Below are 19,108 nucleotides of genomic sequence, written 5' to 3' on the forward strand. Positions count from 1 at the left end.
ATACATGTGAAATAGCCATGCACGAACAGTGCACAAACACTAATGAATATAACATGGCTATCCCGATAAATCGGGATGGCCTTTAAAAAACAAATTATATACATATGAAAACTAAAACAGCAATTCAAACTCTTTTTTTACTGTCAGTTGTGTTTTTTATTAGCTGTAAAAAAGACAATACAAACTTTAACAGTTACTTCTGGACAAGTAATGATATAGAAGACAGTGAACTTACATTGTATGTTAATGACCAAATAAAAGGCCCTATTCCCTATTTAAAAGACAAACCAACCTGTGAAAATGACACATTAAAAGCAAAAGCATTATACTTAAACCTTAAAGCGGGTAAATATAAAATCTCAGCTAAGGACAAACAAGGTAATGTAAAAGTTTCCTCCACAATAAAAGTAAAAAGCAACTCTCTTTCTTCATCTGCCGGGATAGGTGGAACTGAAAATTTCTTATCCAATGATTGCTTGTTAGTTGGTGTAACTTATTAGAAAATAAAAAGCACTAGTGGCAACACTGCATGCCCTCAAGTGGGGGCTTGGTGCATTTTGATTCCGATGCATCGTGACTATTACCTTTCGTACCGTTGTACAGGAACACTGCAAACCGGCCCCACCTGAGGGTATGCAGAAAACGATATTGATTAAATTGAATTGATTTTTAAATTTTAAGGTTAGAACTTAATTTAAAACATCAAAAATTAATTTTAAAGGATAAATTTAAAAGGCAACAGCCTTTGGTCATTGTGTCAAATTAATTAACATTTGTAAAAAATGGATATTAATTTGGCACTTTTATTTTTATTGGAGTAGAAATTTGGATTTAGGCGGGAAACCTGCTTTTTATTCAAAGAGGATAATTATGAAAGAATTTTGCGACAAATATTTTAAGGAATTGATTATTAATTTAATCTTTTCATAACCATTGCATTCACGTGTTCAAAGAGTTGTTGTGGAGTTAAAGTGCGCCAGTGTAATTCGTTTAAAATTCCTCCCAGAACAATATAATAATCAATATTTCCCTGTTGAAATTCCTTTACTACATGTTCCCTGAAATTTAAAAAGGCAATCCAGCCATCGTCAATATCATCAAACCACTCCTCATAATAACAATCATCAGAATGATGAAAATTAAATACATTTTCGCCGATAAGAATAAACTTGTTTATTCCTTTTTTTATAAGCAAATCTGCAATGTCACGCTTTAAAAACATAATGTCATTGTTTATGCAATCGTTCCATTCTCCTATTAATTCAATAATGGCAACACCTTCATCATAATCAGCAAAAAGGATTTTGATAAACAATGTTGGCGAACCAATATCATCCCATTGTGGATGTATTACATGGTTGTATATTGAATGGGTAAATTCAAATTCACTGTATTCTCTACCGAAAAAAGGAGATTTTATATCTTCTGAGGAAAGATAATAACTATGCCAGTTATAGTGCGGTTCCAGATTATGCATCAATACTACTATTTACTAATTTATTTTTAATTAAAATCTGAGTTTTTTAAAAAGTAAATAAGCATGCATTTGTTTTTAAATGCTTATTTACTTAGGCTTTCAGATAATTATTTAACATAAATATAAATATTTTAGTGCATTAAATAAAATAGAAATTTTTCAACTTAAAATAATATTTTTATTGTGATTCCTGTGCATTTTCAATGGCTTTCCTAACACTTCCAAATTTCTTTAAAAGACTATTGGCTGTTTGATAGGGAACATTTAATGCATCCATTACCATTTTAGTTCCACGGTCGATTAATTTCACATTGCTAAGTTGCATATCAACCATTTTGTTTCCTTTTACCTTTCCAAGTTTAACCATTACGGTTGTTGAAATCATATTTAAAACCAGCTTTTGAGCAGTTCCTGATTTCATTCTTGTACTTCCGGTTATAAATTCGGGACCTACAATTACCTCAATTGGAAATAAGGCCTGTTTGCATAATTCACTTTGAGGATTGCAACTAATTCCGCCGGTTACAATACCATTTTCCCTGCATTTTTGTATTGCACCAACAACATAAGGAGTTGATCCGGATGCGGTTATTCCCAATACAACATCTTGTGCTGAAATTTCGTGTTCCTGAAGGTCTTTCCAACCTTGTTGTGTATCATCTTCGGCAAATTCCACTGCTTTTCTTATTGCATTATCTCCACCAGCAATCAGCCCTACAACCATACCATGAGGAATACCATAGGTAGGAGGGCATTCAGAAGCATCAACAATTCCTAATCGTCCGCTGGTTCCAGCTCCTAAATAAAAGAGCCTTCCACCTGCCATCATTTTTTCTGCTATGGCATCCACAAGTTTTTCAATTTGTGGCAATGCAGCTTCTATGGCAAGTGGTACAGAATGATCCTCTTTATTTATGCATTTAAGAATTTCAATGCTTGACATCTTCTCAATGTTGTTATACAGAGAAGAGCTTTCTGTGATTTTTAGGCTCATTTAATACGTATTGACTATTGTTCAAGGATTACAATTTTTTCAATTTTATCACCACCCCTTATGGCGTCAATAAACTCAACACCTTCTGTTACTTTGCCAAAAGCAGTATGTTGTCGGTCTAGGTGCTGTGTATTAGATCTGTTATGGCAGATAAAAAACTGTGATCCACCTGTATTTCTTCCGGCATGGGCCATGGAAAGCACTCCTTTATCATGGTACTGGTTCTCGCCTGTTAACTCACAGTCAATGGAATAACCTGGTCCACCAGCTCCTGTGCCATCCGGACATCCTCCCTGTATTACAAAATCAGGAATAACCCTGTGAAAAGTAAGTCCATTGTAAAATCCGCTTTTGGACAATTTAACAAAATTTGCAACTGTTTTTGGTGCATCTTTTTCATAAAACTCTACTTTCATTACTCCTTTGGCTGTGTGAATTTCTGCTGTTGTTGTCATAAATTTATTTTTGATAGTTTAACATTTGATTAATAACAATATTGCCTTTTTATTCGAGCTCAAAATTATTATATTTGTGGGAATAGGCATAATTAATAATTATTAAACACCATTTTTATGAAAAGATTTTATTTTTTGGGAGCATTTGCAGCAATGTTAATATTAAATTCCTGTACTAATAATGAACCTGAAACACTTGATACTGTAAAATCACCTGCTGAAACAGCAAACCAGGAAATAGTAGAACCCTATTTCAGAACAGAGAAAGATGGTATAATATTAACAGAAGCACCTGATTCTCCATTATTTCCAAATGCAAAACTTTCCCTTAAAAACCCTGATCTTTCAAAAAATTTAACACAAGGAAAAAACACCTTTGGTTTTGAAGTTAAAAATTTTGAACTTGGATCTCCAACACCAGGAGAAGAACACCGTGAGTGTGCTGTTTCAAAACAAGGACAACACATTCATTGGATTTTAAATAACGCCCCCTATACTGCTCATTATGAACCCACTATTGAAAAAGAACTACAGCCAGGCAAACACCTGCTTTTGGCCTTTCTTTCTCGTTCTTACCATGAAAGCATTAAAAACAACACTGCCTATTTACTAAAACAAATAAATGTAGGTGCAACAAAAGATCAGCAGGATTATAACTTAAATGGACAACATCTTTTTTATAGCCGCCCAAAAGGGGAATATATAGGAGCTGACACTGAAAAACTTCTTCTTGATTTCTACCTTGTTAACACTAATATATCGGAAAGTGGAAATAAGGTAAGTTTAACAATTAATGGAACTACTTTCCTGCTTACAAAATGGCTTCCCTATCAAATTCAAGGATTGCCAATGGGAGAAAATACAGTTAGAATTCAACTTGTTGACAATGCAGGATTGCCTGTGGCAGGACCATTTAACGATTCAGGGGATAGGAAAATTATTTTAAAACCAGCGGAACAGAAGGCGGGCCACGTTCATTAAAAAGAATTAAAATGTATTAGGTTTAAGGCTTGATATTTTAATTAAAAGAACCCTGATTTTTGCCTTATTTAAGAATAAGGCAAAAATCAGGGTTCTTTTATTCCTTTAAGTAATACCCTTTTCAAAAAAGGATTTGTTCAAACAAGGATAAGTAAGGTAAATAATTATTCAGGCATTTTTGCTAAATTTATATTCATTTACATGAATTTTTCGATATGTTGCTTGGGGTTCATTGTTCAATTGCTGGGGGATATGAAAATGCCTTTCTTGAGTCAAAAAGACTTGGAATTAATACGTTCCAAATATTTACAAAGAACCAGCGCCAATGGAGAGAAAGAGAAATTTCAGAAACAGAGGGGAATTTATTCAGAGAAAATTTGATTAAATTCGGAATAGTAACAGCTTTTTCGCATACAAGTTACCTTATAAATGTTGCAAGTTCAAATGAAATAATTAGGGAAAGATCACTATTTTCTCTTGCTTCGGAAGTTAAACGCTGTCAGCAATTAGGACTTGCATTTACTGTGCTTCATCCCGGTTCATTTAAAAATTCAACTTTAAAAGAAGGGATTATCAATATTGCAGATGCGCTTATTGCAGTTTTGGAAAGTACTGAGCAATCAAATGTGAAAATATTGTTGGAGAATACCGCAGGGCAAGGTTCAAGCATAGGAGGAAGGTTCGAACATTTAGCTGAAATTATAAAACATGTTGGATCTCCCCGTATTGGGATATGTTTTGATACCTGCCATGCCTTTGCTTCAGGTTATGATATTCGCAAGAAGGAAGGTTTTGAAATTACTATGGACAAGCTGGATAAAATCGTAGGGATTAATAAACTGTTTGCCTTTCACTTTAATGACTCTAAGGGAGAATTAGCGAGTAAACTGGATAGGCACGAACATATAGGAAAAGGTAAATTAGGACTTGAGCCTTTCAAAGAGATTATGAAGTGGTTTCCGGATATACCAAAGGTTTTGGAAACACCAAAGGAAAATGACATGGATAAAGTAAATCTAAGGGTATTGAATGAATTAGCATTGTCCTCTATAAACTCTTTTTAGGGGTAGAATAAAAAGTGAAGGATAGAGCTGTTCTAAATTTTAGCGATTGTTTTTAACCCAACAGGGGTAACTAAATACTATTTTCCATTATATTTGGAAGATTTTTTAATATTAACATATAAAACATCTAACTTTAATGAAATTACTTGAAGGAAAAGTTGCTCTTGTTACCGGTGCATCAAGAGGTATTGGCAAGGCTATTGCTGAAAAATTTGCTCAGCAGGGCGCAAATGTTGCTTTTACTTATTTATCATCCGTTGAAAAAGGAAAAGCACTCGAGGAAGAATTGGCTGCATTTGGAATAAAAGCAAAAGGGTACCGTTCCAATGCCGCTGATTTTAAAGCTGCTGAGGAACTTGTGAATTCTGTGGTTGCAGATTTTGGTGCTTTGCATATTGTGGTTAACAATGCAGGTATTACAAAGGATAACCTGTTAATGCGAATGACAGAAGAAGCCTGGGATGATGTGATAAACACCAATTTAAAATCGGTTTTTAATATTACCAAAGCCGCTCAAAGACCAATGCTTAAGCAGCGTTACGGATCTATAATTAATATGAGTTCAGTTGTTGGAGTTAATGGAAATCCAGGGCAATCGAATTATTCAGCCTCAAAAGCAGGGATTAACGGCTTTACAAAATCTATTGCCAAAGAACTTGGATCAAGGAATATACGTTGCAATGCTATTGCTCCAGGATTTATTGAAACAGAAATGACGGCTGCTCTTGATCCTGCTGTAGTACAAAGCTGGAGAGACTCTATTCCATTAAAAAGAGGAGGTACTCCTGAGGATGTTGCAAATCTTACTCTTTTTCTTGCTTCTGATATGTCATCCTACATTACCGGACAGGTTTACAATGTATGTGGTGGAATGTTAACCTGATTTTTTTTCAGCAACTATCAAGGTATTTCTATCCCTGCTTTATGTTTGCTTTTTTATAAGAAAACTCAGCTTCTGCCGTTTGTTTGAAGTCTATTTTATTATTCGTAGTTTTAATAAATTTCCTGTTTGTTCAGGTAACGGTTTTCCGGAAATCTTTTTTTCATTTGAGTTTTATCACTGAATATCCGCTTTGGTTTGTTGTTTTCTGCATGTTGCTCGGTGCTGCATATGCAGCATTACTGTACTTTAAATCATCACTTTTTGAAGCAGCCAATGCTTGGGTTCCAATTTTTATGGCCCTCTTTAGATTTACAAGTGTTTCAATTCTTTCCTTTTTGCTCCTGGGCCCTTTACTCAGAACTGTTTTCAGAGAAATAGAAAAGCCCATTATCATTATTGCCCAGGATAATTCCGAATCGGTTTGTATAGGCAAAGATTCTTCTTATTATAAAACCCAATATAAGGAAAAACTAGAGGAACTAATTGCAAAATTTGATGATTCCTTTGATATTAAAACATATTCCTTTGGAAGTTCCATTTCTCAGGATTTAAGTTTTAATTATACAGATAAAGAAACGGATTTTTCTGAATTAATGGAAGAGATAAATACCCGTTATAGCAACAGAAATGTTGGGGCGCTAATTATTGCTTCAGATGGTTTATACAACAAAGGGATGAATCCACTTTATACATCCCAAAAGTTTAATTTCCCTTTTTATGCCATTGCCCTTGGTGATACTGCAATTAAAAAAGATTTGGTACTTGCTAAGGTTGCTCACAACAGAATTGCCTATTATGGTAATTCTTTCCCCCTGGAAATTCAGGTTGATGCAAAACAACTGGATAAAAAAGAAACAATGCTTACTGTTTCAAAAGGAAACAAGGTTCTTTTTTCTCAGAAGATTAGTATAAACAATCAAAAATATAGTGTAACAGTCCCTGTAATGCTTGAAGCAAAGGAAATTGGCATTCAAAAATACAGTGTTAAATTAAATAATCTGGAGGGTGAGATCACTTATGTAAACAACCAAAAGGATGTTTTTATTGATGTTCTTGATGGAAGGCAAAAAGTGCTAATACTTGCAAATTCTCCCCACCCTGATATTGCCGCACTTAAATTCAGTATTGAATCAAACGACAATTATGAAGTTGTTTTTTCTTTGGCTTCCGATTTTAAGAAATCTATTAAAGAATACAACCTTGTAATTCTTCACCAGATCCCCTCCTTAAATAATCCTGCCGCTGCCATTCTTGATGAATTGGAAAAACTTGATATACCAAGGCTGTATATTTTGGGTAATCAATCTTCATTGAATCATTTTAATGCACGTAATGTTGGTTTAAACATTGTTGGCAGCCCTGGCAAACAAAATGAGAGCCAAGCTTTAATCGTTGATAACTTTAGTGTATTTTCTTTGAGTGAGCAAACCCTTAAAGCCATTAAAAAGTTTCCTCCTGCACTTGTTCCTTTTGGTAATTATAAAGCTGCTGCATCTAGCTATATTCTTATGAAACAGAAAATAGGTATGGTTGAAACTTCCGATCCTTTAATATTGTTTAATGCTTCCGGTGGTTCTAAAATAGGTGTGTTTACAGGAGAGGGCATTTGGAGATGGCGCATTGTAGATTATGTTGAAAATGAAAATCACGATGCCTTCAATGAATTAATCAGTAAAACAATTCAATATCTTGCCATGAAAGTGGATAAAAATCACTTCAGGGTAATAAGTAAAAATAATTTTTATGAAAATCAGCCTGTGGAGTTTGAAGCCGAACTATACAATGATATTTACGAACTTATTAATGAACCTGAAATAGCAATCAACATTATAAATAACCAAAACAATAAATATCCTTTTGCATTCAGTAAAACTTCAAATGCATATAAACTCAATGCCGGACTTTTTCCCGTTGGTGAATATAAATATGAAGCTAAAGTTAAAATAGGGGAAAAGGTTTTGATTCAGTCCGGAGAATTCAGTGTTAGTGCACTGCAAATAGAATCACTTGTAACAGAAGCAGATCATCAATTACTTTATAGTTTAACAAAAAAACAGGACGGGGAAATGGTTTATCCATCCGAATTATTAAACTTGTTTCAACTCATCAAAACCAGGGAAGATATTAAACCTGTTTTTTATACACAGGAGCGCCTGAATGAACTGATTAATTTTAAATGGGTTTTCTTTTTAATTTTAATGCTTATTTCCTTTGAATGGTTTTTAAGGAAAAGAAACGGAGCTTATTGATTTTTTATCTACAGCAAAGAAACTTAGCCTGTATTGGGTTTGTTTTTCGGTTTTTGATAATAAGAGCAAAGTGTTGAAAGCGAATACTTTTTAAATTTTTAGTTCAGCCACTTCAATAACTTCACCAGCCAGTAAATTTTCAAGATGAATATTTCCAACGCGCACCCTTACAAGGCGAAGTGTAGGAAAACCCACTGCTGCAGTCATTTTTCTGATTTGCCTGAATTTTCCTTCTTTAATGGTAATTGAAACCCAGCAAGTAGGGCCATGTCTGTCATCTCTTATTTTACGACCACGCTCTCCGAAAGCGGGAAATTCATTGAGTTTAAATGCAGTGCAGGGCAGGGTTTGATATTTAATATTTCTGATTCCTATTTCAACTCCCTGTTTTAACAAGTCAATTGCCTTGTTTGTTATAAGTCCATCCAATTGTACGTAATACTCTTTTTCTATTTTATTGCTACAAATATTGGCACTTACTTTACCGTTTGTGGTTAATAAAAGCAAGCCTTCGCTTTGTTCATCAAGTCGGCCAATTGACATAGTTTTTTCAGGGAAATTATACAATTCACCTAGTAATTTTTTCTTCTTTTTTGATTCCAGCACAAACTGGCTTAGGTAGCCAAAAGGTTTATGAAAAATAAAATGCCTATGAATCATAAACTGGAATTGTGAAAATAGTATTCAGGAAATTTACAGAACTAATTAGGTATATAGCAGCGAAGGTAAAAGAAATTACAAAAGTTTCAAATTGTTTAAAGCCCAGTAATTGCTCTTAATTGTTGAATAATAAAAAAAGCAATTATTCTTTAATAGATGAATGGCAGTGGTGAATTTCCCTGTTTGTTTGATTTTAATTATGAGCAGGATGTTTCATTTTATATATTTCAGTAAATTTTATTTGATCTGAAAAATTGTAAATAATCGATGTTTTTTTGAAATACAGTTAATTATCAATATTTTCACCCCTTATTACCATTCTACCTAGTTTTTAAATTTATTATAAATACCGAATCATGTTTAATTTCAAAGCATATTTTCCTAAAACGCTAAGTCCTTCCTTGATAATTTCAATGCTTGCAGTTTTTTGCCTGTTTTCCTTAACTGAAATTCAGGCTCAGGCTAAATATGAAATAACTGCTAATCTTGAAAAAGTAAAAAAGGATAAGGTAAAAGTAATTGTTAAAACCCCTATAGTAAAAGAGGACAAGGTTTCATGGATTATGCCTTCAGTAATTCCTGGTTCATATTCTTTGAAGGATTTTGGAAGATTTATTGAAAATTTTATTGCTTTTGATGAAAAAGGAAAAAAATTAAAAGTAACAAAGGAGGGAAATAATGTTTTTCATATTGAGGATGCAACTCGTCTTAGTCGCATTGAATATTTGGTTAACGATACCTGGGATGCTTCAAATGACAATTATATTTTTCAACCCGGTGGTACCAATATAGATGCAGGTAAGAGTTTTGTTATAAATCATCAGGGATTTTGGGGTTATCTGGAAGGATATAAGATGTTGCCCTATGAAATAAGTATATTAAAACCAGATAATCTTTTTGGATCTACGGCCCTGGAAATTAAAAATATTTCCTCAAACATGGATATTCTTTTTGCCAGTGATTATGTAAAGCTTGTAGATAACCCGGTTATGTACAGTATACCCGATACTGTAAGTTTTATGAGTGGAAACACTAGAATTGTAGTTTCGGTATTTTCAGAAACAGGTGTTGTTAGGGCCGAAAAAGTAAAAGAATATCTAGTTCCCCTTGCCACATCCTTAACTGATTTTTTCGGGCAAATGCCTGTTGACAAATACTATTTTTTAATGTATTTCCCCGAATATGTTCAGAAAAAAGATAAAAAACTTGGAATTACCACCTATGGCGGATACGGTGCCTTAGAACATTCATACAGTTCATTTTATTTTTTACCGGAATTCAATAATCCAGAACGGGTAAAATCTATGGTGTTGAGTATTGCTTCACATGAATTTCTTCATATTTTAACCCCTCTGAATATTCATAGCCAGGAAATAGGTGATTTTAATTTCAGGGATCCAAAAATGTCAAAGCATTTATGGATGTATGAGGGTGTTACTGAATATTTTGCTGATTTAATCCAGGTAAGGAATAAATTCACTACTTACGAAGAATTTAAAACTGAAATAAAAGCAAAAATAAATAAGGCCGCCACCTATCCTGATGTTTCATTTACTGATATGAGTCAAAATATTTTGACAGATCAATATAAGGAAATGTACAGCAATGTTTACAGTAAGGGAGCCTTATTAGGGTTCTTGCTTGACATTAGGCTTCAGGAACTTAGCAATGGGAAACAAAGCCTTAAAGATGTTATGCTTGATTTGTCTAAAAAGTACGGACCCAATAAATCATTTAAAGATGATGAATTAATAGATGAAATAATTTCCATGACTTCTCCTGAAATAAAACACTATTTTGATAATTATGTTATTGGAAATAAACCGCTTCCCTATGCTGAATATTTCAATAAAATAGGATGGAGGTTTATTGAATCAAGACAAGATAGTATGAAAACATTTGGAAAAATAAGTTTTACCTATGATGCAAAAAAAGAACAATTCCTGGTAATGAATTCCAATATAAAGGAAAATGCTTTTGGCCTGGAAAATGGGGATGCAATTTTGTCGGTAAATGATCAAGCCCTTACAATTTCTAATTACAATGAGCTGTTGAATCCCATTATTGAAACCAGAAGTTTGCAGGAAATAACTTTAGTATATAAAAGAGGTTTAGATACTTTAACTTCAAAAGCAATTCCTAAATCTGTTATGGTAGAAGTAAAAAATATAATTGAATTTATCCCTAATCCAACTGAAAGTCAACTCCAACTTAGAAACTCATTGCTTGGATTTTAGTATTATACCAGCTATTTTTTTAGATTTTTATATGTGCAAAAGAATGTGTTTTATATTTCATGGTTTAATATGAGGTATATAATTCTGTTTTTTATTTTCATTGCTTTAAATAATGTTCATGCACAGGAAAAAAAGAACTTGCATGCACATCGTATTTTGCAGTCTCCCAGAATTGATGGAGTTCTTGATGAAGAAGCATGGATTGATGTTTCTATTGCTCGAGATTTTATTCAAAATGAGTTGAAACCTGGAAACCTTTGCTCTCAACCTACAGAAGTTAAGCTTCTTTATGATGATCAGGCTTTATATATTGGCGCCACCCTTTATGATGTATCCCCTGATAGTATTCTAAGAGAACTTAGCAAAAGGGACACGGAGGGAAATACGGATCTTTTTGGAATTATAATTGACACTTACCAGGACGGAATTAATGCCTTTGGCTTTTTTGTAACACCTTCAGGAGTTCAGCTTGATGCCCGATATTCATCCAATGGTCAGGATATGGAATGGAATGCAGTTTGGGAGAGTAAAGTTCAAATAAACGAAAATTCGTGGGTTGTAGAATTGAAAATTCCTTATTCTGCATTGCGCTTTTCAAAGGCTGAAATACAAATCTGGGGTGTTAATTTTATCAGGAGAATAAGAAGGCACAGGGAAACAAGTTTTTGGAACCATATCGATCCTGCCAGGGATGGATTCGTAAATCAATTTGGCGTATTAACCGGAATTGAAAAGATAGTTTCTCCCATTCGCTTATCACTTACCCCTTATATTTCAGGGTATACCAATTTTGTAAGTACGGAAAAGAGAAATTTTTTAAATAAAACTTCTGTACTTTCTGCAACCACATTTAATGCCGGAGCCGATATTAAATATGGAATAAATGAAAGTTTTACTCTTGATATGACATTGGTGCCTGATTTTGGCCAGGTTCAATCGGATAACCTTGTTTTAAATCTATCTCCCTTTGAAATTCAATTTAATGATTTCAGGCCCTTTTTTACAGAAGGAACAGAATTATTTAACAGGGGAGGCTTATTTTATACAAGAAGAGTAGGAGGCGAGCCCTTTGGTTATTATTCTGTTAATAATGAAGTAAAAGAGGGCGAAAAATTAATAACAAATCCTTCAACCACTCAAATGGTTAATGCTACTAAAGTTTCTGGCAGAACAAGTTCAGGATTGGGAATTGGGATATTTAATGCAACTACCTTAAATGCATTTGCAACTATTGAGGATACTGAAGGGGAGCTTCGCAATGTATTAACATCACCCTTAACCAATTATAATGTTGTTGTATTTGATCAATCCTTAAAAAACAATTCCTATGTTAGTTTTGTAAACACCAATGTTTTACGTGAGGGAAGTTATTATGATGCAAATGTAACGGGAGCTCAATTCCGCTTAATGGACAAAACTGTTACTTATGCTTTTGGAGGGAATGCAAATTTAAGTCAGAAATACAATACAGGCTTAATTAAACCGGTTTTAGGCATGGCCTATGATGTTAATTTTGCAAAAACAAGCGGGAATTTTCTATACTACCTGAATCAAGGTTTAAAAAGTGACACTTATAATCCCAATGACCTGGGCTTTTTAATGATGAACAATCAGGTTACCTACTATGGTGGGATGGAATATAACATATATAAGCCTTTTTGGAAGTTGAATAATATTTTCACGAATCTTGGTTTTTATTATTCCCAGTTATATCAACCCAATGTATTTCAAGATTTTAATATTAACGGATCAGTCCGAACGACTATTACAAAGAAATTCTTAAGTACTGGAATGAATATAAAGTTAGAACCCATTGTAACCTATGATTATTTTGAAGCACGAACACCAGGAAGGTTTTATGTTTTACCAGAAAATATAAATGGAGGCTATTGGATTTCATCTGATTACAGAAAAAAACTTGCTCTTGATATAAATGCAGCAGCAACAAAATTCAACGAAACAGACCGAATTAATTATAATTATAGCATTTCCCCACGTTTTAGGGCAAGTAATAAATTGTTTTTTGTTTTTAGTTATTATTACGAAAACAAAAAGAATGATGTAGGTTATGTGAGCAAACCGGAGGAAAAAAGGATTATTTTTGGAATAAGAAATGTGCAAACAGTAATAAATACCCTTACAACTACTTATACCTTTACAAATAGAATGTCATTGTCATTAAGAGGAAGGCATTACTGGTCAAAAGCAGAATACATGGATTTTAAATTATTAGCGGATGATGGCACATTAAAAAATGACATTTACAAGGAACACAACAATGTAAACTTTAATGCTTTCAATATTGATTTAGTTTATGTTTGGAATTTTGCACCTGGAAGTGAAATGACATTAGTTTGGAAAAATGCTATTCTAAACAGAGAAGCTGAAATTCACAGAAACTATTACAATAACCTGAAAAACACTTTAGAATCTCCTGAACTTAACAGTATATCCATTAAATTACTCTATTATCTGGATTATTTAACCATTAAAAGTGCAGCAAAGCGAAAGTAGTAAAATATATTTTCACCCTAAGCACTATTATTTTAAGATAAAATATTGACTTTGTATTATTGGAAAATCATGGTCGATTTCTTCCTTTAAACAGTTGTTTTTATAAAATCCACAAAACATCCTTTTTCTTTTAATTTATAAAACAACCAAGGATAAAAAATAGACACTTCTATCTTAAATATACCAATACTTATTTCGAAATGCAATGAGTAAAGGGATATTTTATACTCGGTTTAATTAAATATCCATCCCTAATTCTATCCTTTGAAATTAGAAAAAGATATAGCCATTACTACATTAGACGATATTTTCCTCTTGAATTTTTTCAAAATTTCATTTTGAGGATAATTTAGCCTATGATTGCTGTTATGACAAAAAAGGCAAACAAAGAAGAGTGTTAATTACTCAATGAAAAATTTCAATTTGTTTACCTTCATTATTGATTTTGCAAAACGGCCTGGAAAATGATAAAACTTCTACAGTTTGCCTTTAAATAATGAATTCAAACAAATATAACAATAAAAAGGGAATGGTTTTTTTGAGGAGGCAGCTCTGAAATTAAATGATTAGAAAATGATGCATTGATTTGCAGTATTTTCTAAGAATTACAGAAGCTTAATTAATAAAGAACAAATCCTTAAACAGTCTTGACTTCCTTTGCTTGCGCTCTTTGCTTAAAAATTTTTCATTTGCCAAAGCAAAAGATTCTGTTTCAGAGAAAAAAATAGTAAAAACAAATATAGAAATCTAATTATTAGCAATCCATACTCCCTTTACTGCGCTTTTGCATGAAGCATTCCATTAATTGCGAACACTATACTATTCTTTTCCCCAAATAATTCATATAATCCTTCTTAATATCTTCAGTATTTCTAATTTTGCACAAGAATAAACCAACCTGTTTTCACAACAGGGTTTTTGCTATTATTAACCATTCACATTGCTTGTGGAATATTTTAAATAAAAAAACAAGATGGAAAAAACATCCAAAATCATTTACACCCTTACAGATGAAGCCCCAGCACTGGCAACCTACTCCTTTTTGCCAATTGTAAACACCTTTACAAAGGCAGCAGGCATTGTAGTTGAAACAAAAGACATTTCACTTGCAGGCAGAATAATTTCAAATTTTCCTGAATGTTTATCGAATAGTCAAAAGCAAAATGACGAATTGGCTTATTTAGGACAATTAGCTAAAACCCCTGAAGCAAATATTATTAAACTGCCTAATATTAGTGCCTCCATACCTCAATTATCTGAAGCCATTAAAGAATTGCAGGATCAAGGATATAAAATTCCAGACTATCCTTCAAATCCTAAAACAGATGAAGAAAAGGAAGTAAAAGCCCGCTATTCAAAAATATTGGGAAGTGCTGTAAACCCAGTTTTAAGGGAAGGTAATTCAGACAGAAGGGTGGCCGGCCCAGTTAAGGAATATGCTAAAAAGAATCCACATTCCATGGGTGCCTGGTCAAAAGATTCCAAAACTCACGTTGCACACATGAACAGTGGAGATTTTTATGGAAGCGAACAATCGGTGGTTATAGGGCAAAAAGGGGATGTGAAAATTGAATTTATTGACCAAGATGGAAATACAGAAATATTAAAAGAAAAATTATCCTTGCTTTCCGAAGAAGTAATCGATGCTTCTGTTATGAGCAAAAATGCCCTTAGAGCATTTTATGAAACAGAAATAGAAGATGCAAAAAAGTCAGGTATATTATTATCTCTGCATCTTAAAGCAACAATGATGAAAGTGTCTGATCCTATTATGTTTGGACATGCTGTTACTGTGTATTTTAAAGATGTATTTGAAAAACATGCCTCTGTTTTTCAAATACTAGGAGTTGATGAAAATAATGGACTAGGTGATGTATATACTAAAATTCAAAATCTACCAGTAGATCAAAAAGCAGCAATAGAGGCCGATATCAAGGAAGTTTACAAAAACCGTCCTGAGTTAGCTATGGTTAATTCAGATAAGGGAATTACCAATTTACATGTACCCAGTGATGTTATTATTGATGCTTCTATGCCTGCCGCTATACGTACTTCAGGAAGAATGTGGGGATCTGATGGTAAACTGCATGATATGAAGGCCATGATTCCAGACCGTTGTTATGCAGGAATTTATGATGAAATAATTACTTTTTGTAAGGAAAATGGTGCTTTTGATGTTACAACCATGGGCACAGTTCCTAATATTGGCCTTATGGCTCAAAAGGCCGAAGAATACGGTTCACACGATAAAACCTTTAAAATTGCAAAAAGCGGGTTCGTGAGCGTTACTGATTTTTCAGGAAAAAAATTAATGAAGCATAAGGTTGAAGAAGGAGATATCTGGAGAATGTGCCAGACAAAAGATTTACCAGTTCAGGACTGGGTTAAATTGGCAGTTAAAAGAGCAAAAGCAACCCAAACACCTACAATTTTTTGGCTTGATAAAAACAGGGCACACGATGCAAACCTGATTGAAAAGGTAAATAAATATCTAAAAGACCATGATACTGCCGGTTTAGACATTAAAATTATGTCACCTGTAGAAGCAATGCGTTTTACCTGTGAAAGAGCAAAAGCAGGTAAAGATACTATTTCTGTAACAGGCAATGTTTTACGTGATTATTTAACCGATTTATTTCCTATTCTTGAATTGGGTACCAGTGCAAAAATGCTTTCAATTGTTCCGTTATTAGCAGGTGGAGGCCTTTTTGAGACAGGTGCTGGTGGTTCAGCACCAAAACATGTTGAGCAATTTCTAGAAGAAAATCATTTAAGGTGGGATTCCCTTGGAGAGTTTTTAGCCCTGGCTGTTTCTTTAGAGGATATGGCTTACAAAACTCAAAATGAGAAAACCCAGCTTTTAGCCGAAACTTTAAATAAAGCAAATGGCAAATTCCTTGAAAACGATAAATCTCCCTTACGGAATGTAGGCGAATTGGATAACAGAGGCAGTCATTTTTACCTTGCTTTATATTGGGCGCAAGCCCTTGCTGAACAAAGCAAAAACATGGAACTTCAACAAAAATTCAGAAATTTGGCAATAGCACTTTCTGAGAATGAATCTAAAATTGTGGAAGAATTAAATACAGTTCAAGGAAAACCTGTTGATTTGGGAGGATATTATCATCCTGATGCTGTTAAAACAGAAAAAGCAATGCGTCCAAGTGCAACGCTAAATACCATTCTTAATACTTTTTAAGGTATAAATAATTAGTTAAAAAAGGCTGCTCGATTTAGTTCGAGCAGCCTTTTTTGCTATTTTGTTTTTTAATTATGCCTGAATTTATTTTGTCCTGTTTTTAAAAAAGTTTGTTTTAGTCCAAAGCCCTTCTGTTGAAAAGAATATATCCGAAATGAAACAGAAAGCTCCAGGGTTCTTCTTGTTTTTCATAATAATTTACACTTATGGAAAGTGGACCTACAGGAGTATGGTAAACAAAATTTGTTGATCCAAGAAAACTTCTTGAACTAAAAGCCAAGCCATATGCAGCAGTTTGATCTTCTTGTCTTATGATTTCTTTATAAGGTTGAAATACATAAGCTTCAATTCTAAAATCCATGTTTTTACGTATACTAAAGATTTTTTTTAACCCAAAGGCCCCATATTTATAGGCCCTGAACTTTTCGAGGAATATAGTTTTGGTTTCCGGAGTGGGGGAGAATGCAGGAGCTGCAAGAATAGTTCCTGTATAATTGTGAAAAAAGGGTTGATTTGAATAATTAGCTTCCACATAAACCCCAAATTTAAATCGTCCGTTTTTGTTGAAATAATTGTCAAAAACAAGTCTGAGTTGTCCCCATTCATGAATTCCTCTATATGGAAGTTCGGCAATGGCTGTTGAACCTGGTTTTGTAAATTCTTCACCATGAATAAATCTGGCACCAAGGTTAAAAAAAGATCCCTCACTTGCATATTGCTTTCTGTTAAGTGAATTTCTCTCGTAGGCTAAACTATAGGTAAATAAATTAAAGGTTGTTTTATCTGCAGTATCAGAAATTGAAAATTGCCTAATCTGATAATATTCATTACGAAGGTTTCCATAGGTGAAGCCGCTTTTAAGCATTCCTTTATTTGAAACAGGAAGAGCAATAATAGCATCAGCATATTTCTCATTTTGAATCAAATAAGAGGGTTTTACATCTTCAAAAAAGGCACTGCTGCTTTTAAAAAAGTCCCATCTGTTAAGTGTAAAAGCAGTTTCAATAAAAAAGGGCAAACGGGAAGTAAAATCTATCCTTGCTTTTACCTGACCAGAGCCATATAATTTACCAAAATATGAATTTGCTGAAAGTGTTACTGCTTGATTGCCCAAATAATTGTATTGAAGCCCAACAAATCCCTGGTTTATTGCCCGGTTAGAAATATTTCCACCAAAATGGGTGATGATTTCTCTCTCTTTTTTAATTTTTAAATAAAGATCATAATTGTTGGATTCTGGTATATATACTGCTATAGGGTAAATTGCATTGATTTTATCATCCGTTATTAACCTGTAATAATGCTTTTTAAGGCTCTCATATTCAATTTCTTTTTCTTTTCTTAATAGAATTCGTTTTACATAATTTGATTGTTTTTTATTTAATCCATTTATGTGAATATCATTAAAAACAAGGGAAGGAATTTTATTTCTGAATTCAGCTCTTTTTTGATTAAGTTCTACATTGTCTGTTCTGCGTTGAATAGAGGATTTAATATTTTCAATATGCACCAATGCTTCCTTGTAGCCTTGATCAATGATTATTTGAGGGTCATCAAAATTAAATAGTGAAATATCTGTTTTGGGTTCAATCATAATCCCATTTTCGCAAAGAGTACTGTAATTGGTAATGTTTACCAACATACTTTTTATTTGGGAAATAAGATTGTCTTCCTCCGGAGGAGCCAAATTCCCTGAAACGCTGCTACCAATGACTATATCTGGAAAAAAATCACTATACATTACATCCGAAGGAAAATTATTGTACAATCCCCCGTCAAAAAGCATTTTATCATCAATACAAACTGGTTGCAAATAAAAAGGATAGGACATGGAAGCTCTTACTGCCTGGCTTAGATTCCCTGTACTGAATATTACCTGTTTTTTAGATACCACATCAGAAGCAACACAGCGAAAAGGAATAAACAAATTATTAAAATTATTGCCAGCCACTGCACTAGGGCCTGATAACTGTTCTAAAAGAGATAAATCAGCGGAAATTGGCGAAATAAGGTTGGTTGGCAGGGAGGTTTCAATATGTGAGTTTGGTGAAAACCTTAAGGTAATCCAGCTGCTGTTGGCATCTTTTTGTTTAAAATAATAAATGTACTTATCATCGATATTACCATAAGCAATATTTCGGAACACTTCTGAATTCACTATTTGTTCCATATACCCAGGGGAATAACCTGCTGCATACATGGCCCCAACTAACGCTCCCATTGAAGTGCCTGTAATATAATCAATTGGGATATTATTATCTTCCAGTGCTTTAAGAACTCCTATATGCGCAAGACCTGCTGCTCCTCCACCGCTTAAAACAACTCCCACTTTTTGAGCATAGATTGAGCCTTGCCATAAAATGGATGTAAGTATTAAAATGATGTAAATGAAAGA

The 19,108-nt window shown here is 33.5% G+C and carries 13 protein-coding genes; 8 read left to right on the top strand and 5 right to left on the bottom strand.

Features of this window, described 5'->3' with window-relative positions; translation table 11 throughout:
- Positions 1-104: 104 nt before the first annotated feature.
- Entirely contained in the window at positions 105-500 is a 396-nt protein-coding gene (locus H0V01_12520; protein MBA2584199.1) for a hypothetical protein, read from the top strand.
- 410 nt (positions 501-910) lie between these two features.
- On the opposite strand, the gene H0V01_12525 is transcribed toward H0V01_12520, so the two are convergent.
- The 3 genes from H0V01_12525 to H0V01_12535 all read right to left on the bottom strand — a co-directional run bounded on the left by H0V01_12525 (position 911) and on the right by H0V01_12535 (position 2,926).
- Positions 911-1,477, bottom strand: coding sequence for a hypothetical protein (locus H0V01_12525; protein ID MBA2584200.1), 567 nt, complete (start codon positions 1,475-1,477; stop codon positions 911-913).
- Between the two features lie 178 nt (positions 1,478-1,655).
- Positions 1,656-2,471: an N-acetylmuramic acid 6-phosphate etherase gene (murQ, locus tag H0V01_12530; protein ID MBA2584201.1), complete on the bottom strand. Its 816-nt coding sequence runs from the start codon at positions 2,469-2,471 to the stop codon at positions 1,656-1,658.
- Positions 2,472-2,485: 14 nt separating this feature from the next.
- Complete coding sequence (locus tag H0V01_12535) at positions 2,486-2,926, bottom strand: peptidylprolyl isomerase (protein ID MBA2584202.1); 441 nt, start codon at positions 2,924-2,926, stop codon at positions 2,486-2,488.
- Between the two features lie 117 nt (positions 2,927-3,043).
- Between H0V01_12535 and H0V01_12540 the strand changes: the two genes are divergently transcribed.
- The 4 genes from H0V01_12540 to H0V01_12555 all read left to right on the top strand — a co-directional run bounded on the left by H0V01_12540 (position 3,044) and on the right by H0V01_12555 (position 8,103).
- Positions 3,044-3,907 (top strand): hypothetical protein, encoded by an 864-nt coding sequence (locus tag H0V01_12540; protein MBA2584203.1) that lies wholly within the window; start codon positions 3,044-3,046, stop codon positions 3,905-3,907.
- A 215-nt stretch (positions 3,908-4,122) separates the two neighbouring features.
- Positions 4,123-4,971, top strand: coding sequence for a deoxyribonuclease IV (locus H0V01_12545; protein ID MBA2584204.1), 849 nt, complete (start codon positions 4,123-4,125; stop codon positions 4,969-4,971).
- 136 nt (positions 4,972-5,107) lie between these two features.
- Positions 5,108-5,854 carry a 3-oxoacyl-[acyl-carrier-protein] reductase gene (gene fabG, locus H0V01_12550; GenBank protein MBA2584205.1) on the top strand — a complete coding sequence of 249 codons (747 nt, stop codon included), beginning with the start codon at positions 5,108-5,110 and terminating at the stop codon, positions 5,852-5,854.
- Between the two features lie 164 nt (positions 5,855-6,018).
- Positions 6,019-8,103: a hypothetical protein gene (locus H0V01_12555; protein MBA2584206.1), complete on the top strand. Its 2,085-nt coding sequence runs from the start codon at positions 6,019-6,021 to the stop codon at positions 8,101-8,103.
- A gap of 90 nt (positions 8,104-8,193) precedes the next feature.
- Here the strand turns inward: H0V01_12555 and H0V01_12560 are convergent, their stop codons facing one another.
- Complete coding sequence (locus H0V01_12560; GenBank protein MBA2584207.1) at positions 8,194-8,760, bottom strand: pseudouridine synthase; 567 nt, start codon at positions 8,758-8,760, stop codon at positions 8,194-8,196.
- Positions 8,761-9,119: 359 nt separating this feature from the next.
- On the opposite strand from H0V01_12560, the gene H0V01_12565 reads away from it, so the two are divergent.
- The 3 genes from H0V01_12565 to H0V01_12575 all read left to right on the top strand — a co-directional run bounded on the left by H0V01_12565 (position 9,120) and on the right by H0V01_12575 (position 16,713).
- Positions 9,120-11,000, top strand: coding sequence for a peptidase M61 (locus H0V01_12565; GenBank protein ID MBA2584208.1), 1,881 nt, complete (start codon positions 9,120-9,122; stop codon positions 10,998-11,000).
- A gap of 69 nt (positions 11,001-11,069) precedes the next feature.
- On the top strand, positions 11,070-13,514 hold the full coding sequence (locus tag H0V01_12570) for a carbohydrate binding family 9 domain-containing protein (protein ID MBA2584209.1): 2,445 nt from the start codon (positions 11,070-11,072) through the stop codon (positions 13,512-13,514).
- 973 nt (positions 13,515-14,487) lie between these two features.
- Positions 14,488-16,713 carry an NADP-dependent isocitrate dehydrogenase gene (locus tag H0V01_12575; protein MBA2584210.1) on the top strand — a complete coding sequence of 742 codons (2,226 nt, stop codon included), beginning with the start codon at positions 14,488-14,490 and terminating at the stop codon, positions 16,711-16,713.
- Positions 16,714-16,828: 115 nt separating this feature from the next.
- On the opposite strand, the gene H0V01_12580 is transcribed toward H0V01_12575, so the two are convergent.
- The gene (locus H0V01_12580) at positions 16,829-19,042 is read right to left on the bottom strand and encodes a patatin-like phospholipase family protein (GenBank protein MBA2584211.1); all 2,214 of its coding nucleotides are present in this window, start codon (positions 19,040-19,042) and stop codon (positions 16,829-16,831) included.
- Between the last annotated feature and the right edge of the window lie 66 nt (positions 19,043-19,108).

The organism is Bacteroidota bacterium (assembly GCA_013696965.1).
GTDB lineage: Bacteria > Bacteroidota > Bacteroidia > JACCXN01 > JACCXN01 > JACCXN01.

Coding starts and splice junctions, on each gene's coding strand:
- murQ (MBA2584201.1), bottom strand. CDS start 2,471: ATGAGCCTAAAAATCACAGAAAGCTCTTCTCTGTATAACAACATTGAG.
- H0V01_12520 (MBA2584199.1), top strand. CDS start 105: ATGAAAACTAAAACAGCAATTCAAACTCTTTTTTTACTGTCAGTTGTG.
- H0V01_12535 (MBA2584202.1), bottom strand. CDS start 2,926: ATGACAACAACAGCAGAAATTCACACAGCCAAAGGAGTAATGAAAGTA.
- H0V01_12545 (MBA2584204.1), top strand. CDS start 4,123: ATGTTGCTTGGGGTTCATTGTTCAATTGCTGGGGGATATGAAAATGCC.
- H0V01_12570 (MBA2584209.1), top strand. CDS start 11,070: ATGAGGTATATAATTCTGTTTTTTATTTTCATTGCTTTAAATAATGTT.
- H0V01_12565 (MBA2584208.1), top strand. CDS start 9,120: ATGTTTAATTTCAAAGCATATTTTCCTAAAACGCTAAGTCCTTCCTTG.
- fabG (MBA2584205.1), top strand. CDS start 5,108: ATGAAATTACTTGAAGGAAAAGTTGCTCTTGTTACCGGTGCATCAAGA.
- H0V01_12540 (MBA2584203.1), top strand. CDS start 3,044: ATGAAAAGATTTTATTTTTTGGGAGCATTTGCAGCAATGTTAATATTA.
- H0V01_12575 (MBA2584210.1), top strand. CDS start 14,488: ATGGAAAAAACATCCAAAATCATTTACACCCTTACAGATGAAGCCCCA.
- H0V01_12525 (MBA2584200.1), bottom strand. CDS start 1,477: ATGCATAATCTGGAACCGCACTATAACTGGCATAGTTATTATCTTTCC.